Annotated in this window: 20 protein-coding genes and 1 pseudogene; 12 read left to right on the top strand and 9 right to left on the bottom strand. The window is 64.4% G+C overall.

Annotated elements, in window-relative coordinates; all coding sequences use genetic code 11:
• Nucleotides 1-32: 32 nt before the first annotated feature.
• Nucleotides 33-1,523 carry an N-acyl-D-amino-acid deacylase family protein gene (locus tag AC56QQ_RS26545; protein ID WP_497123975.1) on the top strand — a complete coding sequence of 497 codons (1,491 nt, stop codon included), beginning with the start codon at nucleotides 33-35 and terminating at the stop codon, nucleotides 1,521-1,523.
• Here the strand turns inward: AC56QQ_RS26545 and AC56QQ_RS26550 are convergent.
• From AC56QQ_RS26550 to AC56QQ_RS26590, 9 genes and pseudogenes are all read right to left on the bottom strand, one after another.
• Entirely contained in the window at nucleotides 1,508-2,173 is a 666-nt protein-coding gene (locus AC56QQ_RS26550) for a cysteine hydrolase family protein (protein ID WP_497123976.1), read from the bottom strand. The genes AC56QQ_RS26545 and AC56QQ_RS26550 overlap by 16 nt on opposite strands.
• Nucleotides 2,170-3,447 carry a hydantoinase/carbamoylase family amidase gene (locus tag AC56QQ_RS26555; protein ID WP_497123977.1) on the bottom strand — a complete coding sequence of 426 codons (1,278 nt, stop codon included), beginning with the start codon at nucleotides 3,445-3,447 and terminating at the stop codon, nucleotides 2,170-2,172. Before AC56QQ_RS26555 ends, AC56QQ_RS26550 begins: the two co-directional genes overlap by 4 nt.
• A complete protein-coding gene (locus AC56QQ_RS26560; RefSeq protein WP_497123978.1) occupies nucleotides 3,444-4,607 on the bottom strand; it encodes an NAD(P)/FAD-dependent oxidoreductase in 1,164 nt (387 codons plus the stop codon). Before AC56QQ_RS26560 ends, AC56QQ_RS26555 begins: the two co-directional genes overlap by 4 nt.
• Nucleotides 4,604-5,482, bottom strand: coding sequence for a Coenzyme F420 hydrogenase/dehydrogenase, beta subunit C-terminal domain (locus tag AC56QQ_RS26565; protein ID WP_497123979.1), 879 nt, complete (start codon nucleotides 5,480-5,482; stop codon nucleotides 4,604-4,606). The genes AC56QQ_RS26560 and AC56QQ_RS26565 overlap by 4 nt, the downstream gene beginning before the upstream one ends.
• Nucleotides 5,461-5,901: a coenzyme F420 hydrogenase/dehydrogenase beta subunit N-terminal domain-containing protein gene (locus AC56QQ_RS26570; protein ID WP_497123980.1), complete on the bottom strand. Its 441-nt coding sequence runs from the start codon at nucleotides 5,899-5,901 to the stop codon at nucleotides 5,461-5,463. The genes AC56QQ_RS26565 and AC56QQ_RS26570 overlap by 22 nt, the downstream gene beginning before the upstream one ends.
• Nucleotides 5,902-5,947: 46 nt before the next feature.
• Entirely contained in the window at nucleotides 5,948-6,862 is a 915-nt protein-coding gene (locus AC56QQ_RS26575; protein WP_497123981.1) for a nitrilase-related carbon-nitrogen hydrolase, read from the bottom strand.
• Entirely contained in the window at nucleotides 6,847-7,566 is a 720-nt protein-coding gene (locus tag AC56QQ_RS26580; RefSeq protein WP_497123982.1) for an amidohydrolase family protein, read from the bottom strand. Before AC56QQ_RS26580 ends, AC56QQ_RS26575 begins: the two co-directional genes overlap by 16 nt.
• A gap of 178 nt (nucleotides 7,567-7,744) precedes the next feature.
• A pseudogene (locus AC56QQ_RS26585) lies at nucleotides 7,745-8,278 on the bottom strand (dihydropyrimidinase); the annotation flags it as partial.
• A 32-nt stretch (nucleotides 8,279-8,310) separates the two neighbouring features.
• Complete coding sequence (locus AC56QQ_RS26590) at nucleotides 8,311-8,661, bottom strand: RidA family protein (protein WP_489860055.1); 351 nt, start codon at nucleotides 8,659-8,661, stop codon at nucleotides 8,311-8,313.
• A gap of 314 nt (nucleotides 8,662-8,975) precedes the next feature.
• Here AC56QQ_RS26590 and AC56QQ_RS26595 point away from each other — a divergent pair, with 314 nt between their 5' ends.
• The 11 genes from AC56QQ_RS26595 to AC56QQ_RS26645 all read left to right on the top strand — a co-directional run bounded on the left by AC56QQ_RS26595 (nucleotide 8,976) and on the right by AC56QQ_RS26645 (nucleotide 19,189).
• Nucleotides 8,976-10,226 (top strand): MFS transporter, encoded by a 1,251-nt coding sequence (locus tag AC56QQ_RS26595; RefSeq protein ID WP_497123983.1) that lies wholly within the window; start codon nucleotides 8,976-8,978, stop codon nucleotides 10,224-10,226.
• On the top strand, nucleotides 10,226-10,993 hold the full coding sequence (locus AC56QQ_RS26600; protein ID WP_497123984.1) for an SDR family NAD(P)-dependent oxidoreductase: 768 nt from the start codon (nucleotides 10,226-10,228) through the stop codon (nucleotides 10,991-10,993). The genes AC56QQ_RS26595 and AC56QQ_RS26600 overlap by 1 nt, the downstream gene beginning before the upstream one ends.
• Nucleotides 10,994-11,023: 30 nt before the next feature.
• The gene (locus AC56QQ_RS26605) at nucleotides 11,024-12,037 is read left to right on the top strand and encodes an NAD-dependent epimerase/dehydratase family protein (protein WP_497123985.1); all 1,014 of its coding nucleotides are present in this window, start codon (nucleotides 11,024-11,026) and stop codon (nucleotides 12,035-12,037) included.
• Between the two features lie 11 nt (nucleotides 12,038-12,048).
• The gene (locus AC56QQ_RS26610; RefSeq protein WP_497123986.1) at nucleotides 12,049-12,981 is read left to right on the top strand and encodes an allantoinase PuuE; all 933 of its coding nucleotides are present in this window, start codon (nucleotides 12,049-12,051) and stop codon (nucleotides 12,979-12,981) included.
• 22 nt (nucleotides 12,982-13,003) lie between these two features.
• Entirely contained in the window at nucleotides 13,004-14,338 is a 1,335-nt protein-coding gene (locus AC56QQ_RS26615; RefSeq protein WP_497123987.1) for a dihydroorotase, read from the top strand.
• Between the two features lie 8 nt (nucleotides 14,339-14,346).
• Nucleotides 14,347-14,502 (top strand): SDR family NAD(P)-dependent oxidoreductase, encoded by a 156-nt coding sequence (locus AC56QQ_RS26620; RefSeq protein WP_497123988.1) that lies wholly within the window; start codon nucleotides 14,347-14,349, stop codon nucleotides 14,500-14,502.
• Nucleotides 14,499-15,119, top strand: a complete 621-nt coding sequence (locus AC56QQ_RS26625; RefSeq protein WP_497123989.1) for an SDR family NAD(P)-dependent oxidoreductase — start codon at nucleotides 14,499-14,501, stop codon at nucleotides 15,117-15,119. Before AC56QQ_RS26620 ends, AC56QQ_RS26625 begins: the two co-directional genes overlap by 4 nt.
• 276 nt (nucleotides 15,120-15,395) lie before the next feature.
• The gene (locus tag AC56QQ_RS26630; protein ID WP_497123990.1) at nucleotides 15,396-16,526 is read left to right on the top strand and encodes an Acg family FMN-binding oxidoreductase; all 1,131 of its coding nucleotides are present in this window, start codon (nucleotides 15,396-15,398) and stop codon (nucleotides 16,524-16,526) included.
• A 106-nt stretch (nucleotides 16,527-16,632) separates the two neighbouring features.
• Nucleotides 16,633-17,550 (top strand): DnaJ C-terminal domain-containing protein, encoded by a 918-nt coding sequence (locus AC56QQ_RS26635; RefSeq protein ID WP_497123991.1) that lies wholly within the window; start codon nucleotides 16,633-16,635, stop codon nucleotides 17,548-17,550.
• A complete protein-coding gene (locus AC56QQ_RS26640) occupies nucleotides 17,547-17,900 on the top strand; it encodes a chaperone modulator CbpM (RefSeq protein ID WP_497123992.1) in 354 nt (117 codons plus the stop codon). Before AC56QQ_RS26635 ends, AC56QQ_RS26640 begins: the two co-directional genes overlap by 4 nt.
• Nucleotides 17,897-19,189: an ATP-grasp domain-containing protein gene (locus AC56QQ_RS26645; RefSeq protein WP_497123993.1), complete on the top strand. Its 1,293-nt coding sequence runs from the start codon at nucleotides 17,897-17,899 to the stop codon at nucleotides 19,187-19,189. The genes AC56QQ_RS26640 and AC56QQ_RS26645 overlap by 4 nt, the downstream gene beginning before the upstream one ends.
• The last annotated feature ends 399 nt before the right edge of the window (nucleotides 19,190-19,588 follow it).

Raw genomic sequence — 19,588 nt, forward strand, 5'->3', positions numbered from 1 at the left:
CGGCCCGGACTTGCCGCAAAGAGGTTTGACTAATGCACTACGACCTCGTCATCCGCCATGCGACGTTGATTTCAGGCGACGGTTCGGCGCGTTTCGAGGCTGATCTTGCGGTTGCCGGCGACAGGATCGCCGCCATCGGCGGGCTGGATGATGTGTGCGGCGCGCAAGAAATCGACGCCTCGGGCAAGATCGTGGCGCCGGGCTTTATCGACGTGCACACGCACGACGACGGCGCGCTCCCGGCACCGCGCGGCATGGACCCGAAGATCAGTCAGGGCGTGACCACGGTGATCGCCGGCAATTGCGGCGTCAGCCTCGCCCCCTTGCTGCTCGACAGGACGCCACCGCCGCCCTTCACGCTAGTCGGCGGCCAGGAGAATTTCCGCTTCGACCGCTTTGCCGACTATGTCGCCGAACTCAGGCAGCGTGGCATCGCCACCAACGCGGCGCCGCTCGTCGGCCACACCACCTTGCGCCAGCGCGTCATGCCGGTCACCGACCGCCCTGCCAATGATGCGGAGACGGTCCTGATGCAGGAAGCGGTGGCGCAGGCGATGGCCGAAGGCGCGTTCGGGCTCAGCACCGGCCTCGACTATCCGCCGGCGGTCAACTCATCGACCGAGGAGGTCAAGGCGCTCGCGGCAACGGCGGCACATCTTGGCGGGCCTTATGTCACCCATACGCGCAACTATTTCGAGACGATGGACGAGGCGATCGAGGAGGCCATTGACATTGCCGACCATGCCGGCGGCAAGCTGGTCATCTCGCACCACCAATGCACGGGCCGCGCGAACTTCGGCAAGAGCCGGCCCTCGCTGCAGCGTATCGACCGCGCACGCGAGACGATGGACATCGGCATGGACGTCTATCCCTATGCCGCGAGTTCGACCGTGCTGCGGCTGGAGCGCTGCGATACGGGCTTGAAGATCCTCATCACCTGGTCCGACCCGCATCCGGAAATGGCAAGGCGGGAGCTGAGCGATATCGCGCGCGAGTGGAATTGCAGCGAGCGCGAGGCAGGCCAGCGATTGCTGCCGGCGGGTGCCGTCTATTTCCAGCTCGACGAGACGGATGTGCGGAACATCATCGCACATCCGCGCACCATGATCGGCTCCGATGGCCTGCCGCATGACATTCATCCACACCCGCGCCTGTGGGGCACTTTTCCGCGCGTGCTGGGCCACTATGCCCGCGACGTCGGGCTGTTCAGCCTGGAAGAGGCCGTGCATCGCATGACAGGCCTGCCGGCGCGGGAGTTCGGCATCGACCAGCGCGGCGTATTGGCCGAAGGCAATTTCGCCGATCTCGTCATCTTCGATCCCGCGACGATCATCGACACCGCTACCTTCGCGGAGCCGCGTCAGCCCGCCGCCGGTATCGAGCATGTTTTCGTCAACGGCATATCCGTCTGGCGCGATGGCAGGGCGACCGGCGCACTGCCGGGCACGGTTCTCAAGCCGTCCGCGTCACCCAAAATCATCAAGGGCGCGTGCAGCTGCGGTGGTGATCACAGCGCTTCGTAGAGCCGGTCGACGGTTTCCAGCGTGTAGGTGAACTCCACCGGCCTTGTGCAGCGCCAGCCGTCGAAGGGCTGTCCGGCCAGCGCCTTCAGCGCTTCGGGCACGCGCAGGATGCCGCCGCCGTAGAGGCGGTTCGCCATGTCGAGCATGCCTGTGCGGTGCATCGCCTCGGTCATGCTGCCGCAGGCATCCTTGACCAGCCAGACCCAGAACCCCTGATAGACCGCGTCGAAAACGCTCTCGGTGACGCAGCTGTCGGTGAGCACGCCGGTGACCATCAGGTTTTCGACCTTCAGTGAGGCAAGACGTTGCGCAAGATCGGTCCTGCGGAAGACGCTTGGCCAGTGCTTGTGGATGACGATATCGCCAGCCAGCGGCGCGACCTCGGCGCAGATATCGGCGCCGGTGCTGCCCGCCACGGCCGAGCGGAATTCCTCGGTCAGGATCTCCTCCTGCCTTGCATAGCCCTTGCGTTCCTCAGGCTTGACCCAGGCCTGGGCGTGGATAACGGGCATGCCTGCCGCGCGTGCCGCGGCAATCAAGCGAGCGGCGTTGGCGAGCACCGCGTCATAGCCGACAACCGGCCAGGCAGCGCCGGGGCGGTATTCGTTCTGCAGATCGATGGCGAGCAGAGCCGATTTGGCTGGGTTCATGGATGTCCCCGGTCGAAGTCTGTGACGAAACGGAAAAGCAAACGGATCGCCTGGTCGAGATCGGCGATGTCCATGCTTTCGTGCGGATTGTGGCTGCCGTTCTCATTGCGCACGAAGAGCATGGCGCTCGGGATATTCGCTGCAGCGAAGGTGGCTGCGTCGTGCCCGGCCCCGCTCGGCACATGGAGCACGCGCATCTGCATGTCCTGGGCGGCGCGGTCGAGCCCGGCGATCAGTGCCAGCGACATGGTTGCCGGTTCCCAGGTGAAGCGTGGCCCGGCAGCGAAAGTGACGCCACGCCTGGCGCCGACTTCGGCGAAGAGCGCGTGAAGCCGCGTTTCGATCCGGTCCAGCACGGCGGCATCGGCGCTGCGTACATCGAGCGTGAAGCGAAGTTCGCCGAGCACGCGGCTGCCGCCATGCTGGCTCGGATCGGATTCCACCCGCCCAAAGGTGATGGTGGCCTCGTGGCCCTCGCCCTCGATCGCGTCCCACTCCGCTTCGAGGCCGGCGACCAGATCGGCGAAGCCCAGCACGCTGTCGTGCACGGCAAAGCGCGGCTCGGCGCCGGAATGGCCGTAGGCGCCGAGGCACCTCGCATCGACATAGCGAAAGCCGCCGGCGATCCCGGTGACGATGCCGACCGGCACACCGGCCGCTACCAGGCGCGGGCCCTGCTCGATATGGACTTCGACGAAGGCCGCGATGCGGCTGGCTTCGATGCCGGCAACGCCGCGCCCGACCGCGTCGGGATCGAACCCCTCCTCGCGCATATGCTCGGCCAGGGTCCGGCCGCTGTCGGATCGCCTGGCTTCGAGCGCCTGCGGTTCGAGCAGGCCGAGAGCGGCCTGGCTGCCGGGATAGGACAGCGGAAACCACACCGCCTCCTCGGCGCGCGTCGCCAGCAAGATGAGATCGCGTGACGGGCGCGCCCCCTGACCGACAAACTCGGCGATCACCGCAAGCCCAGCCACGACACCGGCGGCGCCGTCGAAATTGCCGCCATGCGGTACGCTGTCGAGATGCGAGCCGATGATGATTGCTGGCAGATCGGGGTTGTGGCCGGCGAGCGTCAGATAGAGATTGCCGGCGACATCGACACGCGCTGTGGCGCCGAGCTTTTCCGCTTCCCTGCGGACGAGATTGTGGGCGAAACGCTCGCCGGGACCGTAGGCCACCCGGGTTATGCCCGGTGCGTCGGTGGTGGCTTTCGCTAGTCTTTCCAGCACGCTACCGGCAAGCCTGCCGCCTACCGTCAGGCTGGCGGTCGTCATGATGCGGAAGCCTTCTGGAAGCCATCATCCCGCAGCCGTTGCGGGGTGAGATCCGACAGCTCAACGCCTTGCCTGGCGACATCGTCGGGAAGACCGCCGCCGGCGATCAGGCTGGCGCAGACGCGCGACAGCGCTGACGAAGTCTTGATGCCGTAGCCGCCCTGCCCGACCAGCCAGACGAAATCCGGAACCGCGTCATCGGGCCCGACGACCGGCGATCCGTCGGCGACGAAGGTCCTGAGGCCCGCCCATGAACGTGACACACGCTGCACCTCGATCGTCGTCGCCTTTTCGAGACACTCGGCGCCGATGGCGACATCCATATCCTCGGCATAGGCATCCATCGGCGCCGACGGCGTCGCATCCGCCGGCGAGACGAACAATTGGCCCGCATCCGGCTTGAAATAGAATTCGGCACCGACATCGTTGACCAGCGGCCAGTCGCTGATGTCGACCCCAGCGGGCGCTGGGATGTTGAAGGCGGTGCGGCGCTTGGGCTGCAGGCCGATCGGGCGCACGCCGGCCATTATAGCGATCTCATCGCCCCAGGCGCCGGCGGCATTGACGAGCGTGGTTGCAAGGAACGTTCCCGCCTGCGTCTCGACACGCCATTGGCCGGCTTGCCGGCCGATACCCTTGACGCCGGCATTGGTGAGGATGCGGGCGCCGCGCGTACGGGCACCGCGCAGATAGCCCTGGTGCAGCCCGTTCACGTCGATATCCATCGAATGCGGTTCGATGTATGCGCCGGCGAGATAGTCAGCGCGCAACACCGGCACGCGGGCGATCGCCTCGGCGGGCGTCATGGCGACGATCGAGGGAACCAAGGCCCGGGCAGCCTCCAGATCCTGTGCCAAGAGCTCGAGCTGATCGGCGCGCGCCACCGTGATCATGCCGCGCTTGCTGAGCAGCGGGTAGTCCGAGAAGCCGGTGGGCGGTTCCATCATGAACGCCCGGCTTGCCAGCACGATCCGGCGGATGACGCCGTTGCCGTAATTTTCGGTGAAACTCGCCGCCGAGCGACCGGTGGTGTGGTAGCCGCAATGGCTTTCGCGCTCGAGCAGGACCACCTTGGCCGAACGGGAGATCTCAAAGGCGGCGCCGGCGCCGGCAATGCCGCCGCCAATGATGATTACGTCGGTTTCCTCGGCGGCAATCATAAAAACTTATCCTTCAACATGGCTGCACCGGCTTCGCTACGCGGCACCGGACGCGGTTCCCCCAGGCGTCCGCGTCGGGCGCGGTCGCGAGCGCCGCGACCCTCGGCGAGATTATCGGCCAGCGAATTCTGCAGCGCACAGTCCTCCAAGGCCAGATCGATCACCGCCGGGACCGGTTTGCCGGCCATCTCGATGCCCTTCAGCCGCGCCCACACGGCACGGCGCTTGCGCACCTGATGCGACTGCAGTTCGCCGAGCTCGGCAAAGCTGGTCTCGCGCTTGGTCGCCAGTGCGCCGGCGGCAACGGCGGCATCGAACAGATCCAGCCCACGCCTTGTGCGCACGATGATGCCGTTGAGCGCTTCGTCGTCGATCGCCGGCCCGCCATTCAGCCAGGCATCCGAGGCGACGATGTCGGCCACCTGGCCGATCGCGTCGGGGCAGATCTTGCAGCGCGGCTGGATCATCCACTTGTCCTCGTCTTCCCACAGCTGCCGGTAGGTGAGTTCGAAGGCGCGGCCGTCGCTGGTCTCGATCCGGTTGAGCCCAGGATTGCCGTGGCCACGATAGCGGAACAGTGAAAGCTCTTCCTCATCGATGCCGAAGCGCTGCAGCACCTGCTGCGATTTCGACAGGTCCGAGGCGCCGCCGCAGACGAAGGCCAAGGCATAGCGCATCAAATCATCGACACGGGCATCAAGCCGCGCCAGGTTGCGCATGGCGGTGATGTCACAGGGCTTGGCGATCAGCGCAAAGGGCTCGCCGCGGTCGAGGATCTCGCCGAAATCCGCCAGCGGCGCCACCGGGCCATAGCGCGACCCGGCACCTTCGAGGACCGAAGCCGCGTCGAAGCTCAGGCGCTGCTGGCTGCGCATCGGCGCCGATCGCGATGCGGCGACGTGCAAGAGAACTTGACGCGACCGGAGCTCAGCAGGAACTGGCCAAGCGCCGTCAGCACGCCACCGCTCGACGCCTGAAACCGCACCGTGGGGTCCACCGCATGGCCGAGGACCAGCCGTTCGGCGGGTCCCCAGATGGTGTCCTGCACAGCCGCTTTGCCTGTCTGCGCCTGATCCGGACCGGCGATCCGCGTTCCCGGGCAGACGGCATTGATGCGCGTCAGGGTCGGCCGGTCGAGTGCCTGCCGGGCAAGCGGGCGCAGGCGACCTTCAGGTGTCATGACCATCTCGACCGCGCCGGGCCCGGCAAGCGACGGGCACAGCCCACAGCCGATGCACAGGCCGTTCTCGACGATCTCGCCCAGCGACAAAGGAGTGGCCGGATGCACCGTCATGCCTTGCATTCGACTGGCTGGGTCGCCGCCCATGTGAACCTCGACATCAGACCTGCTCGGCGATCAGGCGATACTGGTCCGGGCGACGATAGAGGCCGAAGTCGAAGTTCACCTTCCGGCAAGTCGCGATCAAGTCCAGATCGGCGCGATGGACGATGACCTCGTCACCGAGCGAAAGCGCCTGCGCGGCGATCTCGCCGGTCGGTGCGATGATGCAGGAGCCACCGATCAGCGCCTGGCCGTCCTCGAACCCAGCCTTGGCGGCGGCCGCCACCCACAGCGTGTTCTGATAGGCGCCGGCCTGCATCGGCAGATGGTTGTGGAACATGCGCAGATGCGCCAGCGCCGGCGCCTCGTCGAGCAGCAGCGGCGTGTTGTAGCCGATGAGCACGACTTCGGCCCCATTCAGGCACAGCATCCGGTAGGTTTCCGGCCAGCGGCGGTCGTTGCAGATCGCCATGCCGACGCGTACGCCGCGATAATCGAAGACCGGAAAGCCGAGATTGCCCGGCTCGAAATAGCGCCGCTCCAGATGCGTGGTCGTGCCCTCTTCCGGTTCGCTCGACCCCGGCACATGCATCTTGCGGTAGCGGCCGATGAAATCGCCATCCGGGCCGACGAGGTCCATGGTGTTGAAGCGGTATGTGCGGCCCTCTTCGCGCACGAGTTCGCAATAGCCGAGCGCGAAGCCGATCTTCAGGCGGGCGGCGGCGTCGTAGAGCCGCTGCGTTTCCGGCCCCGGCATGGCGCGTTCGAAGAAGGCCTCGATCTCGGCGGTATCATCAATGCGCCAGCGCGGGAAAAAAGTGGTCAGCGCCATCTCGGGGAACACCGCAACCTCAGCCCCGGCGGCAGCCGCCTTCTCCAGCAGATGGACAAGACGTCCGACCGTCTCGGCGCGCGAGGCGCTACGCTGGATAGGCCCGGTCTGGCAGACCGCGATGGTCAGGCATCTAGCCATGGAGTCGTCTCCTCGACAGGTTTTCCCGATCGGGCCGGATCGGCGGCGGTGCGTGGCAGGAACTGTCCGAAACCCGGCTGCACCCGCAGCACGCCGTCGGCAATCACCGGCACGCCGCGCACCAGGACGGTGGCCGGCTTGCCGGTCACGCTCCGGCCCTCATAGGGCGTGAAGTCGACACGCGAATGCAGGGCGGCATGGCCGAGCGTCCAACGTGCCGTGGGATCCCACAGCGCCAGGTCGGCGTCGAGGCCAACGGCGATCCTGCCCTTGGCGTGCGCGAGCCCATAGACCGATGCGGCATTGCGCGAGGTGAGATCGAGATAGCGGCCAAGCGTCAGCCGGCCGGTCAGCAGCCCCTCCGAGAACAGCAGCGGCAGCCGCGTTTCGATGCCGGGGATGCCGCTCAGCGTGGTGTTGAAGCCGGGCGTTTCCGCCTTGCCGATCTTGTCGGCGAAAAAATAGGGGGAGTGATCGGAGGACCAAAGATCGATGCCGCCATCGATCAGCGCCTGCCACAGATGCTCTCGGCTGCGCGGTGAACGAGGCGGCGGTGAAAACACGAAACGCGCGGCGTCCACAGCCGGGCGGTCGAGATCGGCCGCACCGAGAAACAGATATTGCGGACAGGTCTCGGCGACCACATCGACGCCACGGGGGCGTGCCCGTGCGATCTCCTCGGCCGATTGCCGAGGAGGAGACATGGACGATGGTCATGCGCGCGCCGGTCATTTCCGCGAAGGCCAGAGCGCGATGCGTCGCCTCGCGCTCCATCGTCTCGCTGTGGGCGACGACATGGTAGCGGATGTCGGTGCGGCCCAGATCGATCAGGCGCTGGCGCGTACGGCGGATGGCGGCGTCGTTCTCGGCATGAACCATGACGATCCAGCCAAGGCCGCGCGCTGCGTCCAGTATGTCGAAGAAGAGATCGTCGTCGACCGCGAAACCCTGATAGGTCATGAACAGCTTGACCGAGGCGATGCCGCGCGTTGCCAGCGAGGAAAGCTGCGCCTTGACGTCGGCGCCCGTGCCCATGGTCACCACGGCGTGCAGTCCATAGTCGATCACCGCGCGGCCCGCGGCCCGATCGAGCGCACGATCCACCGCACCGACGGTCGACATATCGGGGCCGGGCATGCCGAACGGAACGATGCAGGTCGTGCCACCGAACGCGGCCGATATGGTGCCGGACTCGAAATCGTCGGCATTGCCCGCGCCACCCCAGACCGGCTGGTCAAGATGGCAATGGGCGTCGATACCGCCGGGCATGACCCAACGGCCGCCTGCGTCGAGCAGCGTCGTGCCCGTCAGCCCGCTGCCGATGGCTGCGATACGGCCGTCATCGATGCCGATGTCGCATTCGGCCCAGCCGTCGTCGAGGGCAACGCGTCCGCCTCTGATCACCAGCTCATGCATTGGTTTTGCCGCCCCCTTCGCGGATCGGGCTCCTAGCCAACAGCCGCCGTCACCATGATCTCGACGCGATACTGGTCGCCGGCAAGGCGCGCCTCCACGGTCGCGCGAACGGGCATCGCGCTCCTGTCGATCCACGCGTCCCACGCCGTGTTCATCATGTCGAAATCGGCGATGTCGCGCAGCCAGATCTGGGCGCTCAAAAGCTTGGTCTTGTCACTGCCGGCCTTGGCCAGACAGGCATCGATCTTGGCGAGGATTTGCTTCGTTTGCGCCGTGGTGTCGCCGGAAAGATCGTCGGCGGTCAGACCGGCCAGGTAGACGGTGCCGTTGTAGCGCAGCACGCGGCAGAAGCGCTGGCCGTTCTCGAGGCGTTCGATCGTCATGCAGGTTCTCCCAATGGCGGAATTCGGTTTCGGCAGTTTGGCCATGGTATGGAGCAGACAAAACGACTGTAAAGCCCGACAGACGGCGAGGCGCTGCTTTCCGCAATCTGGATGGCCAAAAAAATTGACGCCATAGCCGTGTCAATCTTCGTTTGTGACACGCCTGGCTCGGTGTAGCTTCGGTCGCGGAGAGCAGCAGCCGCTGATCAACGGCACTGCCAAGGGGAGCCGTCGCAATGCATGAAAGTCCTGCGTCGGTCATCGGCCCCGCTTCCGATTCCCGATGCGTCTTGTAGCCGGCTGACGGCGGCATCATGGGGCCGATCGCTCAATATCTGAGGGGCTTCTGGCGGAACGCGGAACGCTCGCGCGCCTTGCTGCCGATCATGGCCAGCATCTGTCTCGCCTGCATCGGCAGCGCCATGCTCACCACCGCCGTGTCGTTCTACCTTGGAAAACCCGGTATAGCCCCGGACGTGGTCCAGATCGTGCTGACAGCCTATCCAGTCGGCTTCCTGATCGGGTGCCTGATGACGCGTCCGCTGGTCGCCCGCTACGGCCATGAGCGAACGTTCGTCGTGATCCTGGCAACCGCGCTGTTGGCGGCCGCGGGCTTCGTCTTCACCGACTTCGTGCCGAGCTGGTTCTGCTTCCGGCTGCTCGGCGGCATGTCGATGGCCTCGATGTTCGTCGTCTGCGAAAGCTGGATCAATCTCTATGCCGAACAGCACAATCGCGGCGCGATGTTCTCGATCTACATGCTGACGACGGCGATAGCGGTGCTGCTCGGACAGATCCTGGTCGCGCTGGTGGGTCCGAAGTCGTCGCATCTGTTTTCCGTCGCCGCGGTCATGGTGCTGCTGGCGTTCGTCCCCAAAGTCGCCGGACTGCGCTGGCCCGCGCTGCCTTCGGTGCCGGCCGATCCGACGCCGGCGACCGGAACAAAGGCCGCGCGGCTGGGGCCGCTGGCACTTTTCAAGCTGGCGCCAGTGACGGTCGTCGCCATCTTCCAGGCCGGCATCACCAACATGAACATCTTCGTGCTGACGCCGATCTACGGGACGCAGATCGGCTTGTCGGCATCGACCACGGTCTGGCTGGTCACCACAATAAGCATCGCCGGCATGCTGGCGCAGACGCCGGTCGGCTGGCTGTCGGACCGGTTTGACCGACGCGTGATGCTCTTGGTGCAAGGGCTCGTGGCGGTGGCGGCCTGCGCCTCGATCGCCTGGGTCGGCACTCTTTCCGTGCCGCTGCTGTTTGTCTTGTTCTTCCTCTATGGCGCGACCGCGCTGACGATCTATCCGGTGGCGATGGCATTCGCCGCCTCGCAACTGCCGGTCCGGCACATGGTCGCCGCCTCCGGCACACTTCTCCTGCTCTATTCGATCGGCAATGTGGCGACGCCGGGCGTCGCTGCCGGGCTGATGGCGCATCTCGGGCCGCCGGCCATGTTCCTTTTGCTCGGCGGAGGGGCGGTGCTGGTTACGCTCGCGGCCTGCTACAATCTTGTGCGCCGGCCGGCCTCAGCACCGATCGCGCAAACTGTCGAGGAACAGGTTTGATGACGGACAACCCAGCGACGAACCGCCTGAAAGGCCGCGTCATCTTGATCGCGGGCGCCGCAAGCGGAATTGGCGCGGCCATTGCCCGGCGCTGCGTCGCCGAGGGCGCCAGGATCGTCTGCGCCGACTACGATTCCGGGGCGGCGCAGACACTTACCGACGAACTCGGCAGCTCGGCAATCGCTTGCCAATGCGACGTGACCGACGCCGGCTCCGCCAGGAGCGCGGTCGACATCGCCGAAAAAAACTTCGGCCGGCTGGATGGGCTGGTGCACAGCGCTGCCGCACCGTCGACGAGCGCCACAGTCGTCAATCTCGACGAAAGCGCCTGGCGGCATGAGATTGATGTCAGCCTGACCGGCGCGTTCCTGATGAGCAAGTTCGCCGTGCCATTGATCGCGGCAGGCGGCGGCGGTTCGGTGGTGTTCATCGGCTCACAATTTGGACGCGTCGCAACCACCAGGGCCGTCGCCTATTGCGCCGCCAAGGCAGGGCTCATCCACCTCGCCAAGGCGATGGCCGTCGACCACGCGCCCGACAAAATCCGTGTCAACAGCCTGTCGCCGGGCGCGGTGGCGACCACGCGCCTGCTGCGCAGATTTCCAGACTTCGAGGCGGCCAATGCCGGCCTCGGACCGACGCATCTGCTTGGCCGGATCGCCGAGCCCGACGAGATCGCGGCGGCGGCGGCGTTCCTGCTGTCGTCGGACGCATCCTTCGTCACCGGCTCGGACATGCTCGTGGACGGCGGCTATGCGACACGCTGATACAACTCACTCGTTTTCACAGGAGTTCACATGACGCTGCTCGTCACCGGTGGCACCGGCTTTGTCATGAGCGTGGTCGCGCGCGAATGGCTGGACCGCGACCCGCAAGCCCACGCTGTCATCCTGGATCGCTCGGAGCTAGATGCGATCGCGGAAAAATTCTTCGCCCCGGTGCGCGACCGCCTCACCGTGCTGACAGCGGACATATTGGAGACCTCCGCCTGGGCGGCAGCGCTCGATGCGCACGACATCACCGCCATCGTGCATGGCGCGACCGTCACCCCGAATTCGCGCCCGAGCGACCCGCAAATGCAGCCGGAAGCCCACAATCCGGCCGATATCGTCGACGTCAATCTGATGGGCACGGTGCGCATGCTGGAATGGGCGCGCGGCCGACCTGACATCAAACGCTTCGTCTATGTCAGCTCCGGTTCGGTCTATCGCCACAACGGGCCGGACTGGAACGGCGAGCCGCTGCCCGAGGACGGCTATGTGGCGCCGCTGACGCTTTACGGCATCTCGAAATTCGCGGCCGAAATGGTCACCAACCGCTACGCGGATCTGTTCGGCCTTTCCGCCATCTCGGTGCGGCTGTCGTCGGTCTACGGCCCGATGGACCGCGTCACCGGCAGCCGCAACGTCCGCCATCTGCCCAACCGCGTCGCGCATATGGCGCTGGCCGGCGAGACGATCCGGCCAAACAGCCTCGAACCCCTCGGCGACTATGTGCTGTCGAGCGATGTCGCCAAGGCGATCATGGCACTACTCGACGCGAAACGCCTGCGCTACCGCCACTACAACATCGGCAGCGGCGGCACGCAGATGGTCGGCGACTTCATCGGCTGGGCCACCGAGCGCGTTCCCAGCCTGAAGGCCGAGGTCGTCCCTACCGAGACGGCGAACATCGTCATGAACGCGGCGCTGAAGACCGGCATGTGGGGCGAATACGACCTTGCCCGCATCGAGCGGGACACGGACTGGCGGCCGAGGCCAGCCGGGCAGGCCTTCCACGACTACATGGACTGGATCGCCGCCAACGAGTGAGGAGAAGGCCGATGCCGACCGATCTGCCGCCAGCACCGCAGCCGCGCGATTTCGTCGGCTACGGCCCGCGCCCGCCCTTCGTCACCTGGCCGGGCGGCGCCAAGCTCGCCATCAACCTGGTGCTGAACTACGAGGAGGGATCGGAATATTCTTGGGCCGAGGACGGCCGCAACGACAATTGGGGCGAATACAATCTCGCCAGCAGCCCGCCGGTGCGCGACCTCGGCACCGAGACCCATTTCGAATATGGCAGCCGCGCCGGTGTGTGGCGCCTGGCGCGCCTATTCGACCGATACAGTATTCCAGTCACCATCTCCGCCTGCGCCGTGGCGCTTGAACGCAATCCGGCGGTCGTCGAATGGATGAACGCGCGCGGGCATGACCTGCTCGGCCACGGGCTGCGCTGGGTCGACTACACGACGATGGAGCGGAGCGAGGAAGAGCGCCAGCTGCACGAAGCAGTCGCCCTTTACCAGAGGCTCACGGGCAGGCGCCCCGCCGGCTGGAACTGCCGCTCGTTTCCGAGCGTGAACACGCGCGACCTGCTGGTGCGGGAGGGTGGCTTTCTCTACCACTCCGATCCCTGCAACGACGACCTGCCCTATTTCATCGATCATCAGGGCACCGAAATTCTCGTCGTGCCCTATTCCAAGACCCTCAACGACAGCCGTTATCTGGTGGCGCCGGGCTATAGCAATCCGCGCGACTTCGCGGAGGATTGCCGTTCGGCGATCGACTACATGCTCGACGAGGCGGACGAGACCGGCGGGCGCATGCTGACGATCGGCATCCATGCGCGCTGGATGGGCCAGCCCAACCGGGCGTCCGGGCTGCGCGAAGTGATCGAGCACGTGAAGAAGAACCCGGCAGCCGCCTTCATGCGGCGCGAAGACATCGCCCGCTTCTGGCTTGAGAACCGTGCCAGTTTCGAGCGGCGCGGCTGACCAGAGCAACGGGAATGGCGGCATGTTCGAAACGCTGATCCGGGGAGCCACCATCGTCAACGCCGAAGGGCTTGAGCGGCTCGACGTCGGCATTATCGGCGGCCGGATCGCAGCGCTCGTCGCACCCGGAGAAACGGCTGAAGCTGGGACCGTCGTCGATGCCAGGAGCTGTTTCCTGCTGCCCGGCCTGGTCGATGCGCATGCGCATCTGCGCGAGCCTGGACTGACTCACAAGGAAGATTTCTCCTCCGGCACGCATGCAGCCGCCCTTGGCGGCGTGACGATGGTACTCGACATGCCCACCGACGAGCCTTGGACGGCCACGGCCGAACAGCTTGCCGACAAGATGGCAATGGCCGAGGGCCGCATCCATGTCGATGTCGGCTTCCAGGCCGTGGTCAGCCGCGACCTGTCGCTCACCCCTCGCCTGCTCGAGTTGGCGCCGGTGTCGTTCGAGCTGTTCACCGCCGATGTACCGGAAGCCTTCCTGTTTTCGACTTTCGATGAAATTGCCCGGGCCCTGCGGAATTTCGACCGGGCCGATACGCTGATCGGCATTTCTCCGGGCGATCAATCGATCCTGACCGGCAGCACGGAGCGCAACAAGGCCGGGACCATCTCAGCGTTTCTCGACAGCCGCCCGCCTTTGGCAGAAGCCGGCGGCATCGCGCGCGCCGTGCTGGCCGCCGCCGCGACGGGAGCCCGCATCCATGTCCGGCAGATCAATTCGGAACTCGGCACAGAGGTCTGGAGCAGGCTGCGCGACATGGCGGATGCCAGCGTCGAGACCACCCCGCAGAATCTGTTCTTCAGCGCTGACGACTATGAGAGGCAAGGCGCCCTGCTGAAGGGGTCGCCACCCTTGCGATCGCGGCGGGATGTCGACGCCTTGCGCGCGGCGCTCGGCGCTGGACTGATCGACATCGTCACCACCGATCATGCGCCGCACGCGCCAGCCGAAAAGGCAGCATCCTACCCGGCCTTCGCCGACATTCCGGGCGGCATGCCGGGGCTGCAGACGCTGCTTCAGGCGATGCTGAAACTGGTCGACGAGGGTCTGATCACGCTGCCCGACCTGGTGCGCCTGTGCGCCCGCAATCCGGCGGAGCGCTTCGGCCTTGGCCGCCGCAAGGGACGGATCGACGCCGGGTATGACGCCGATATGCTGATCGTCAATCCCAGGCAATCCAGCACCGTCACCAATGCCGACCAGGTGTCGCGTGCGGCTTACACCCCGTTCAACGGCTGGACCATCAAGGCACGGCTGACGAATGTCTTCCTGCGCGGGAAAGAGATTGTGCGCGAACAGGTGTTGATCGATCCGGCGCAGGGCAAGCCTGTTCGTCGAGAAAGCTGAAGGACCATATGCCACTGCTCACCGACAAGGTCGCGATCGTCACCGGCGCAAGCTCCGGCATCGGCCGCGCCATCGCGCTGAAGCTCGCGGCGGAAGGCGCCAGCGTCGTCATCGCCGATACGGTCGAACCGCCAATTGAGGGGGCGAGAGCACCGCCAATTTGATCGAGCAGGCCGGCGGAACGGCCATCCACGTTGAGACCGACATTGCGCAGTGGAATGCGGTCGATGCGCTGGTCGCGGCGACCGTGGCGCGCTTCGGGCGGCTCGATGTGATGGTCAACAACGCGGCGATCTACACCAGCACCAACCTGCTCGAAACCTCGCCGGAGCAATGGAACCGCGTCATCGGCGTCAACCTGACCGGCTTCTTCCATTGCTGCAAACGGGCGGTGATGCAGATGCGGGCCCAAGCGCCGGTCAACGATGTGCGCGGCCGCATCATCAACATTTCCTCGCAGCACGGCATGGTCGCTTGCCTTGGCGATTTTCCCTATTCGGTGAGCAAGGGCGGCATCGTGCAGATGACGCGGCAGATCGCCGTTGACCACGCCGACGACCTCATCGTGTGCAACGCCATCGCGCCCGGCAAGATCATCACCGGCAAGCCGGGCGTGGCCAACGATCCCGACGCGCTCGACTATTCACGCCGGCGCACGCCGTGGCCACGGCTTGGTTCCCCGAGCGACGTCGCGGGCGCTGCCCTGTTCCTCGCCAGCGACATGGCAAGCTATGTCACCGGCATCAACCTGATGGTGGATGGCGGGTGGATGGCAGGCTGATGGTGCAGGAATGAGGGTTTAGCCTCCCTGTCTCTTCACAACCCCTCCGGCAGCCAATGGTCGCGTGGGGTCGCCCTGACGAAGAAGCTAAGGAATTGCTCGCACGTCAATGGCGACATCAACCACGGTTCCCGGCTTCTAAACGTACGAGATCACGTTGCTTTGATCCGGCGCCAGCCGCGTTCGGTTCGCTGTCAAGCGTCGAGGCCGCACGCCACAGGAAGGCAATGATTCAGATCAAAGCCAGGCGGGCCCCGGTTGTAATATGCAGCCACCATGTCTGAGGTTCATCAAGGTCGTCGCCGGTTCCTGGCCGCGCTTACCGTCGGAGGAGGGCTTGCCGCGATTGGCGGCGGATCCGCGCTTGTCATGAACGCCCGGGGTCTTTCCAGTTATGAAGGCGCTATCAACGCCACGTGGCGCCATAGCGACAGCACCGATCTGCCACTGCCATCGGCCCAACGAGAACTTGTCCGTTACGCCACCCTGGCGGCAAACAGCCACAACACCCAGCCCTGGCAATTCCAGCTCTCGTACCACTCCGTCCTTGTGCTGCCCGATCCCGGGCGTCGCTTGCCCGCCGTCGATCCCGATGACCATCACGTGTTCGCCAGCCTCGGCTGCGCCGTCGAGAATATGGTTCAAGCGGCTCGCGCGTTCGGACTTCGGGCGGTTCCGAGCTACGACCCCGATGCGGGCGGAATACGGGTCGACCTGGAGGCCGCGCCGCCCGAACGGACGGACCTGTTCGACGCCATCCCGCATCGTCAATCGACGCGCGCTCTCTATGATGGGCGGTCTGTCCCGCCCGAGCATCTGCGGCTTCTGGAAGCTGCCGGGAACGGCGACGGCGTGCGGATGCTGCTTTTCACCGAGCGGCAGCAACGTGAAGATATCCTCTCCTATCTCGTCGCAGGCAACAGTGCGCAGTTGGACGATGTCGCGTTCGTAAAGGAATTGGAATCGTGGATTCGATTCAGCTATGGCGAAGCCCTTTCGGCGCGAGACGGCTTGTTTTCGAAATCCTCCGGCAGTCCAGTGCTGCCAGGTTGGATCGGCCGCTTGATATTCAGCCAAGTGTTCACCAAGGGCGCCGAAAACAGGAAATACGAGAACCAGCTCAGGAGTTCGGCCGGCGTTGCCGTGTTCGTCTCCGACAAGAATGAGCCGGCCTCTTGGGCCGAAGCCGGCCGTTGCTGCCAGCGCTTCGCTCTCCAGGCGACGGCTCTCCAACTCCGGCATGCTTTCATCAATCAACCTGTCGAGGTTCCCGCCGTGCGAGGCCAATTCGCAACCTATCTGGGCATCGGTGGCCGTCGACCGGATCTCGTGATGAGGTTCGGCTATGGTCCCGAGTTGCCCAGATCGCTTCGCCGCCCGGTTGAGCACGTCATTCTTCCGACGTAGGTTCGGCATGCGCTTCACGAGCTGTCCGGCATCGCGTGAAGAAAAGCAGCGCGTGACGCCAGGGTCCTTTCATGGCTGAGCGGGTGATTGCGATGGGATCAGGTGAATGAAAGACCCTTACGAGACGCTCGGCGTAACCCGCACCTCCACCGACAAGGAGATCAAGGAGGCGTTCAAGAAACTGGCGCGCAAGTTCCACCCCGACCTGCATCCGGACGACAAGGCGGCGGAAGGGAAGTTCAAGGACATTTCCGCAGCCAACGATCTGCTCAAGGACAAGGAGAAGCGGCGCCGCTTCGACGCGGGAGAGATAGATGCCGCCGGAGCGGAACGGCCACCGGAGCGGTTCTATCGCGACTTCGCCGACGGCGGTGTCAACGCCTCGCACGCAACCAACGAAGGATTCGCCAGCAACGAGGATCTGGAAGAATTCCTCAGGCGGGCGTTTGCGGGCGGCGGTCCGCGGGGGCACGAGACTTTTCAGGTGCGCGGCCAGGACGTGAGCTATGTGCTGCCGGTGGAATTCATGGATGCGGTCAATGGCGCCCAGCGCACGATCACGCTGCCTGAAGGCAAGACGCTACAGGTGACGATCCCCGAAGGAGCCGAGGACCGGCAAATGCTGCGACTGAAGGGCCAGGGCATGGCCGGATTCGGCGGCGGAATGGCGGGAGACGCTTACGTTGAACTGCATGTCGAGCCGCATCCGTTCTTCCATCGCAAGGACGACAACATTCACGTCGAGGTTCCCGTTACCCTGAAGGAGGCGATGCTGGGCGCACGCATCGAGGTTCCAACCATAAGCGGTCCCGTTACGATGACCATCCCGAAGGGGTCGAACACGGGCCAGACGCTGCGACTGCGCGACAAGGGCGTTCGGAACCGCAAGACCGGACAACGCGGACACCAGCTGATCACCCTGAAGGCTGTTCTGCCCTCGGCCGAAGAGCACGAACTGGTCGCGTTCCTCGAAAACTGGCAGCCGAAACATCCTGTTCACCCCCGCAAGGAGATGCTGCCATGATGCGCATCGATGACCTTGTCGAGCGCATAACCGCGCTCCAGCGAAGCGATCTCGAGGCCTGGATCCGGGACGAACTTGTCGTACCGCGGCAGGACGACGGGACCATGGTCTTCAACGACATGGAATTCGCACGCGTCCGTCTGATCTGCACGCTTCGCTATGAATTGGAGATCGACGCCGACACGCTGCCGGTCATCTTGTCACTGATCGATCAGCTCCACGAAACGCGGCAGCGCCTGCGAGCGCTGAGCGCGGCCGTGATGACGCAGGACAAGTCCGTTCAGGCCGCAATCATCGCTGCGATGGAGCGGGATAGCGGCAGCCCTGCGCCCGGCAGCGAGGAGACATGATCGTGCAAACAGTTCCCAGCTTATCGGAAGCGAGCCGGGCCATATCGACCCGGCTCAACCGAAACTGCTTTTGCATCACTCTCGACCGGGCAGCACTTTACGCCGCGCTTGATCGGGAGGTCGGCGAGCCCGGCTTCTGCGAAGCGTTCATGAAGTCGCGGCCAAATCTGTTCTCGAATGTTCCGGTCTTCCTCGCCGCGTCCGTCCTTGGGGAGATGGGCGGAATCGTTGACTTCATCGAGTGCGCGACGAAATTGCCAGCCTACCGCGATGCCGTTCTCTCGTGGGCCCCTGCAATCGCGCAGCGGGATTTTGGTCCGGCCGGCGCGCTGATGGGCTACGACTTCCATCTCGACGATGATGGTCCCAAGCTCATCGAAGTGAACACCAACGCCGGTGGTGCTTTCCTCAATGCGTTCCTAGCGAAGGCCCAGAAAGCCTGCTGCGCCGAAGTCGAACAGGGGCTGATCAGCGCCAAGGAGGACAAATTCGAGACCGGGGTCGTCGCGATGTTCAGGAATGAATGGCGACGCCAGTTCGACACTGAATCGCCGCGGCGGATCGCAATCATCGATGACCGGCCCGAGGAACAGTATCTCTATCCTGAATTCGTGCTGGCCAAGCAGTTGCTGGTGAAACACGGTATCGATGCCGTGATCGGAGATGCGAGCGAACTGCAATATCGCGATGGCAGGCTCCGGTTCGGAGGACAGGAAATTGACCTCGTATACAATCGCCTGGTCGACTTCGCGCTCGATCTCCCAGAGCATGCAGCGCTCAAAGAGGCCTACCAAGACGGCGCGGTGGTGGTCACGCCCAATCCGCGCAATCATGCGCTTTTCGCGAGCAAACGCAACTTGACGCTGTTGTCCGACCCGGAGGTTCTCGAAACTTTTGGTCTATCTCCAGAGATGCGTTTGCGGCTCGCCGGCGGCGTTCCGCGGACGACGCTGGTCACACCCGAAAATGCTGACGCACTTTGGCAATCCCGCAAGGATCTATTTTTCAAGCCACTTTCCGGCCACGGCGGCAAGGCGGTCTATCGCGGCGACAAGGTCACAAGAGGGGTATGGGCAGAAATCGCCCGGGGCGGCTATGTGGCCCAGGCCTTTGCCGCGCCTGGTCAGCGCATGATCGAGATCGATGGTTCACTTGCGCCGCGCAAAATGGACGTGCGGCTCTACGTTTATGATGGCCGGCTGCTGCTCGCGGCTGCGCGCCTCTACCAAGGCCAGACCACTAACTTCAGGACACCAGGCGGCGGCTTTGCTCCCGTGCTGGTAATCTAAACACCAGTATCTCCTGCGGCGAGTATGCCGTGCGCTGCGTCGCTGCCAACGCGTCCCTACCCATCAAAAAACGGGCGCTCCTAGCTGGTAAGGCTCTCCAGAGAGCCGAACGAAGCATGAACATCATGCGACGCGCATGATAGCAAAAATCAGAAACGTCCAGAAACAATTCTTAACAAAAATTAGCTTCGGCGCTCGCCCGTCGAAGTTTATAGGTATGACCATCTCCTCTCTATACAGAGATATCATCGCTATTGTGATCTCTGTATAGGCGTAAATGACGTCCATTTTACAGGTGTATACCAAAGTGGAAAAATTTATATATATAGATTCAAATCGAAAACAAAAAGAATCTTTATATATTGTATTACCTTTGAAACAAAAGAAATTCTCAAAAAG

This window comes from Mesorhizobium sp. RCAM 05099 (assembly GCF_059683685.1).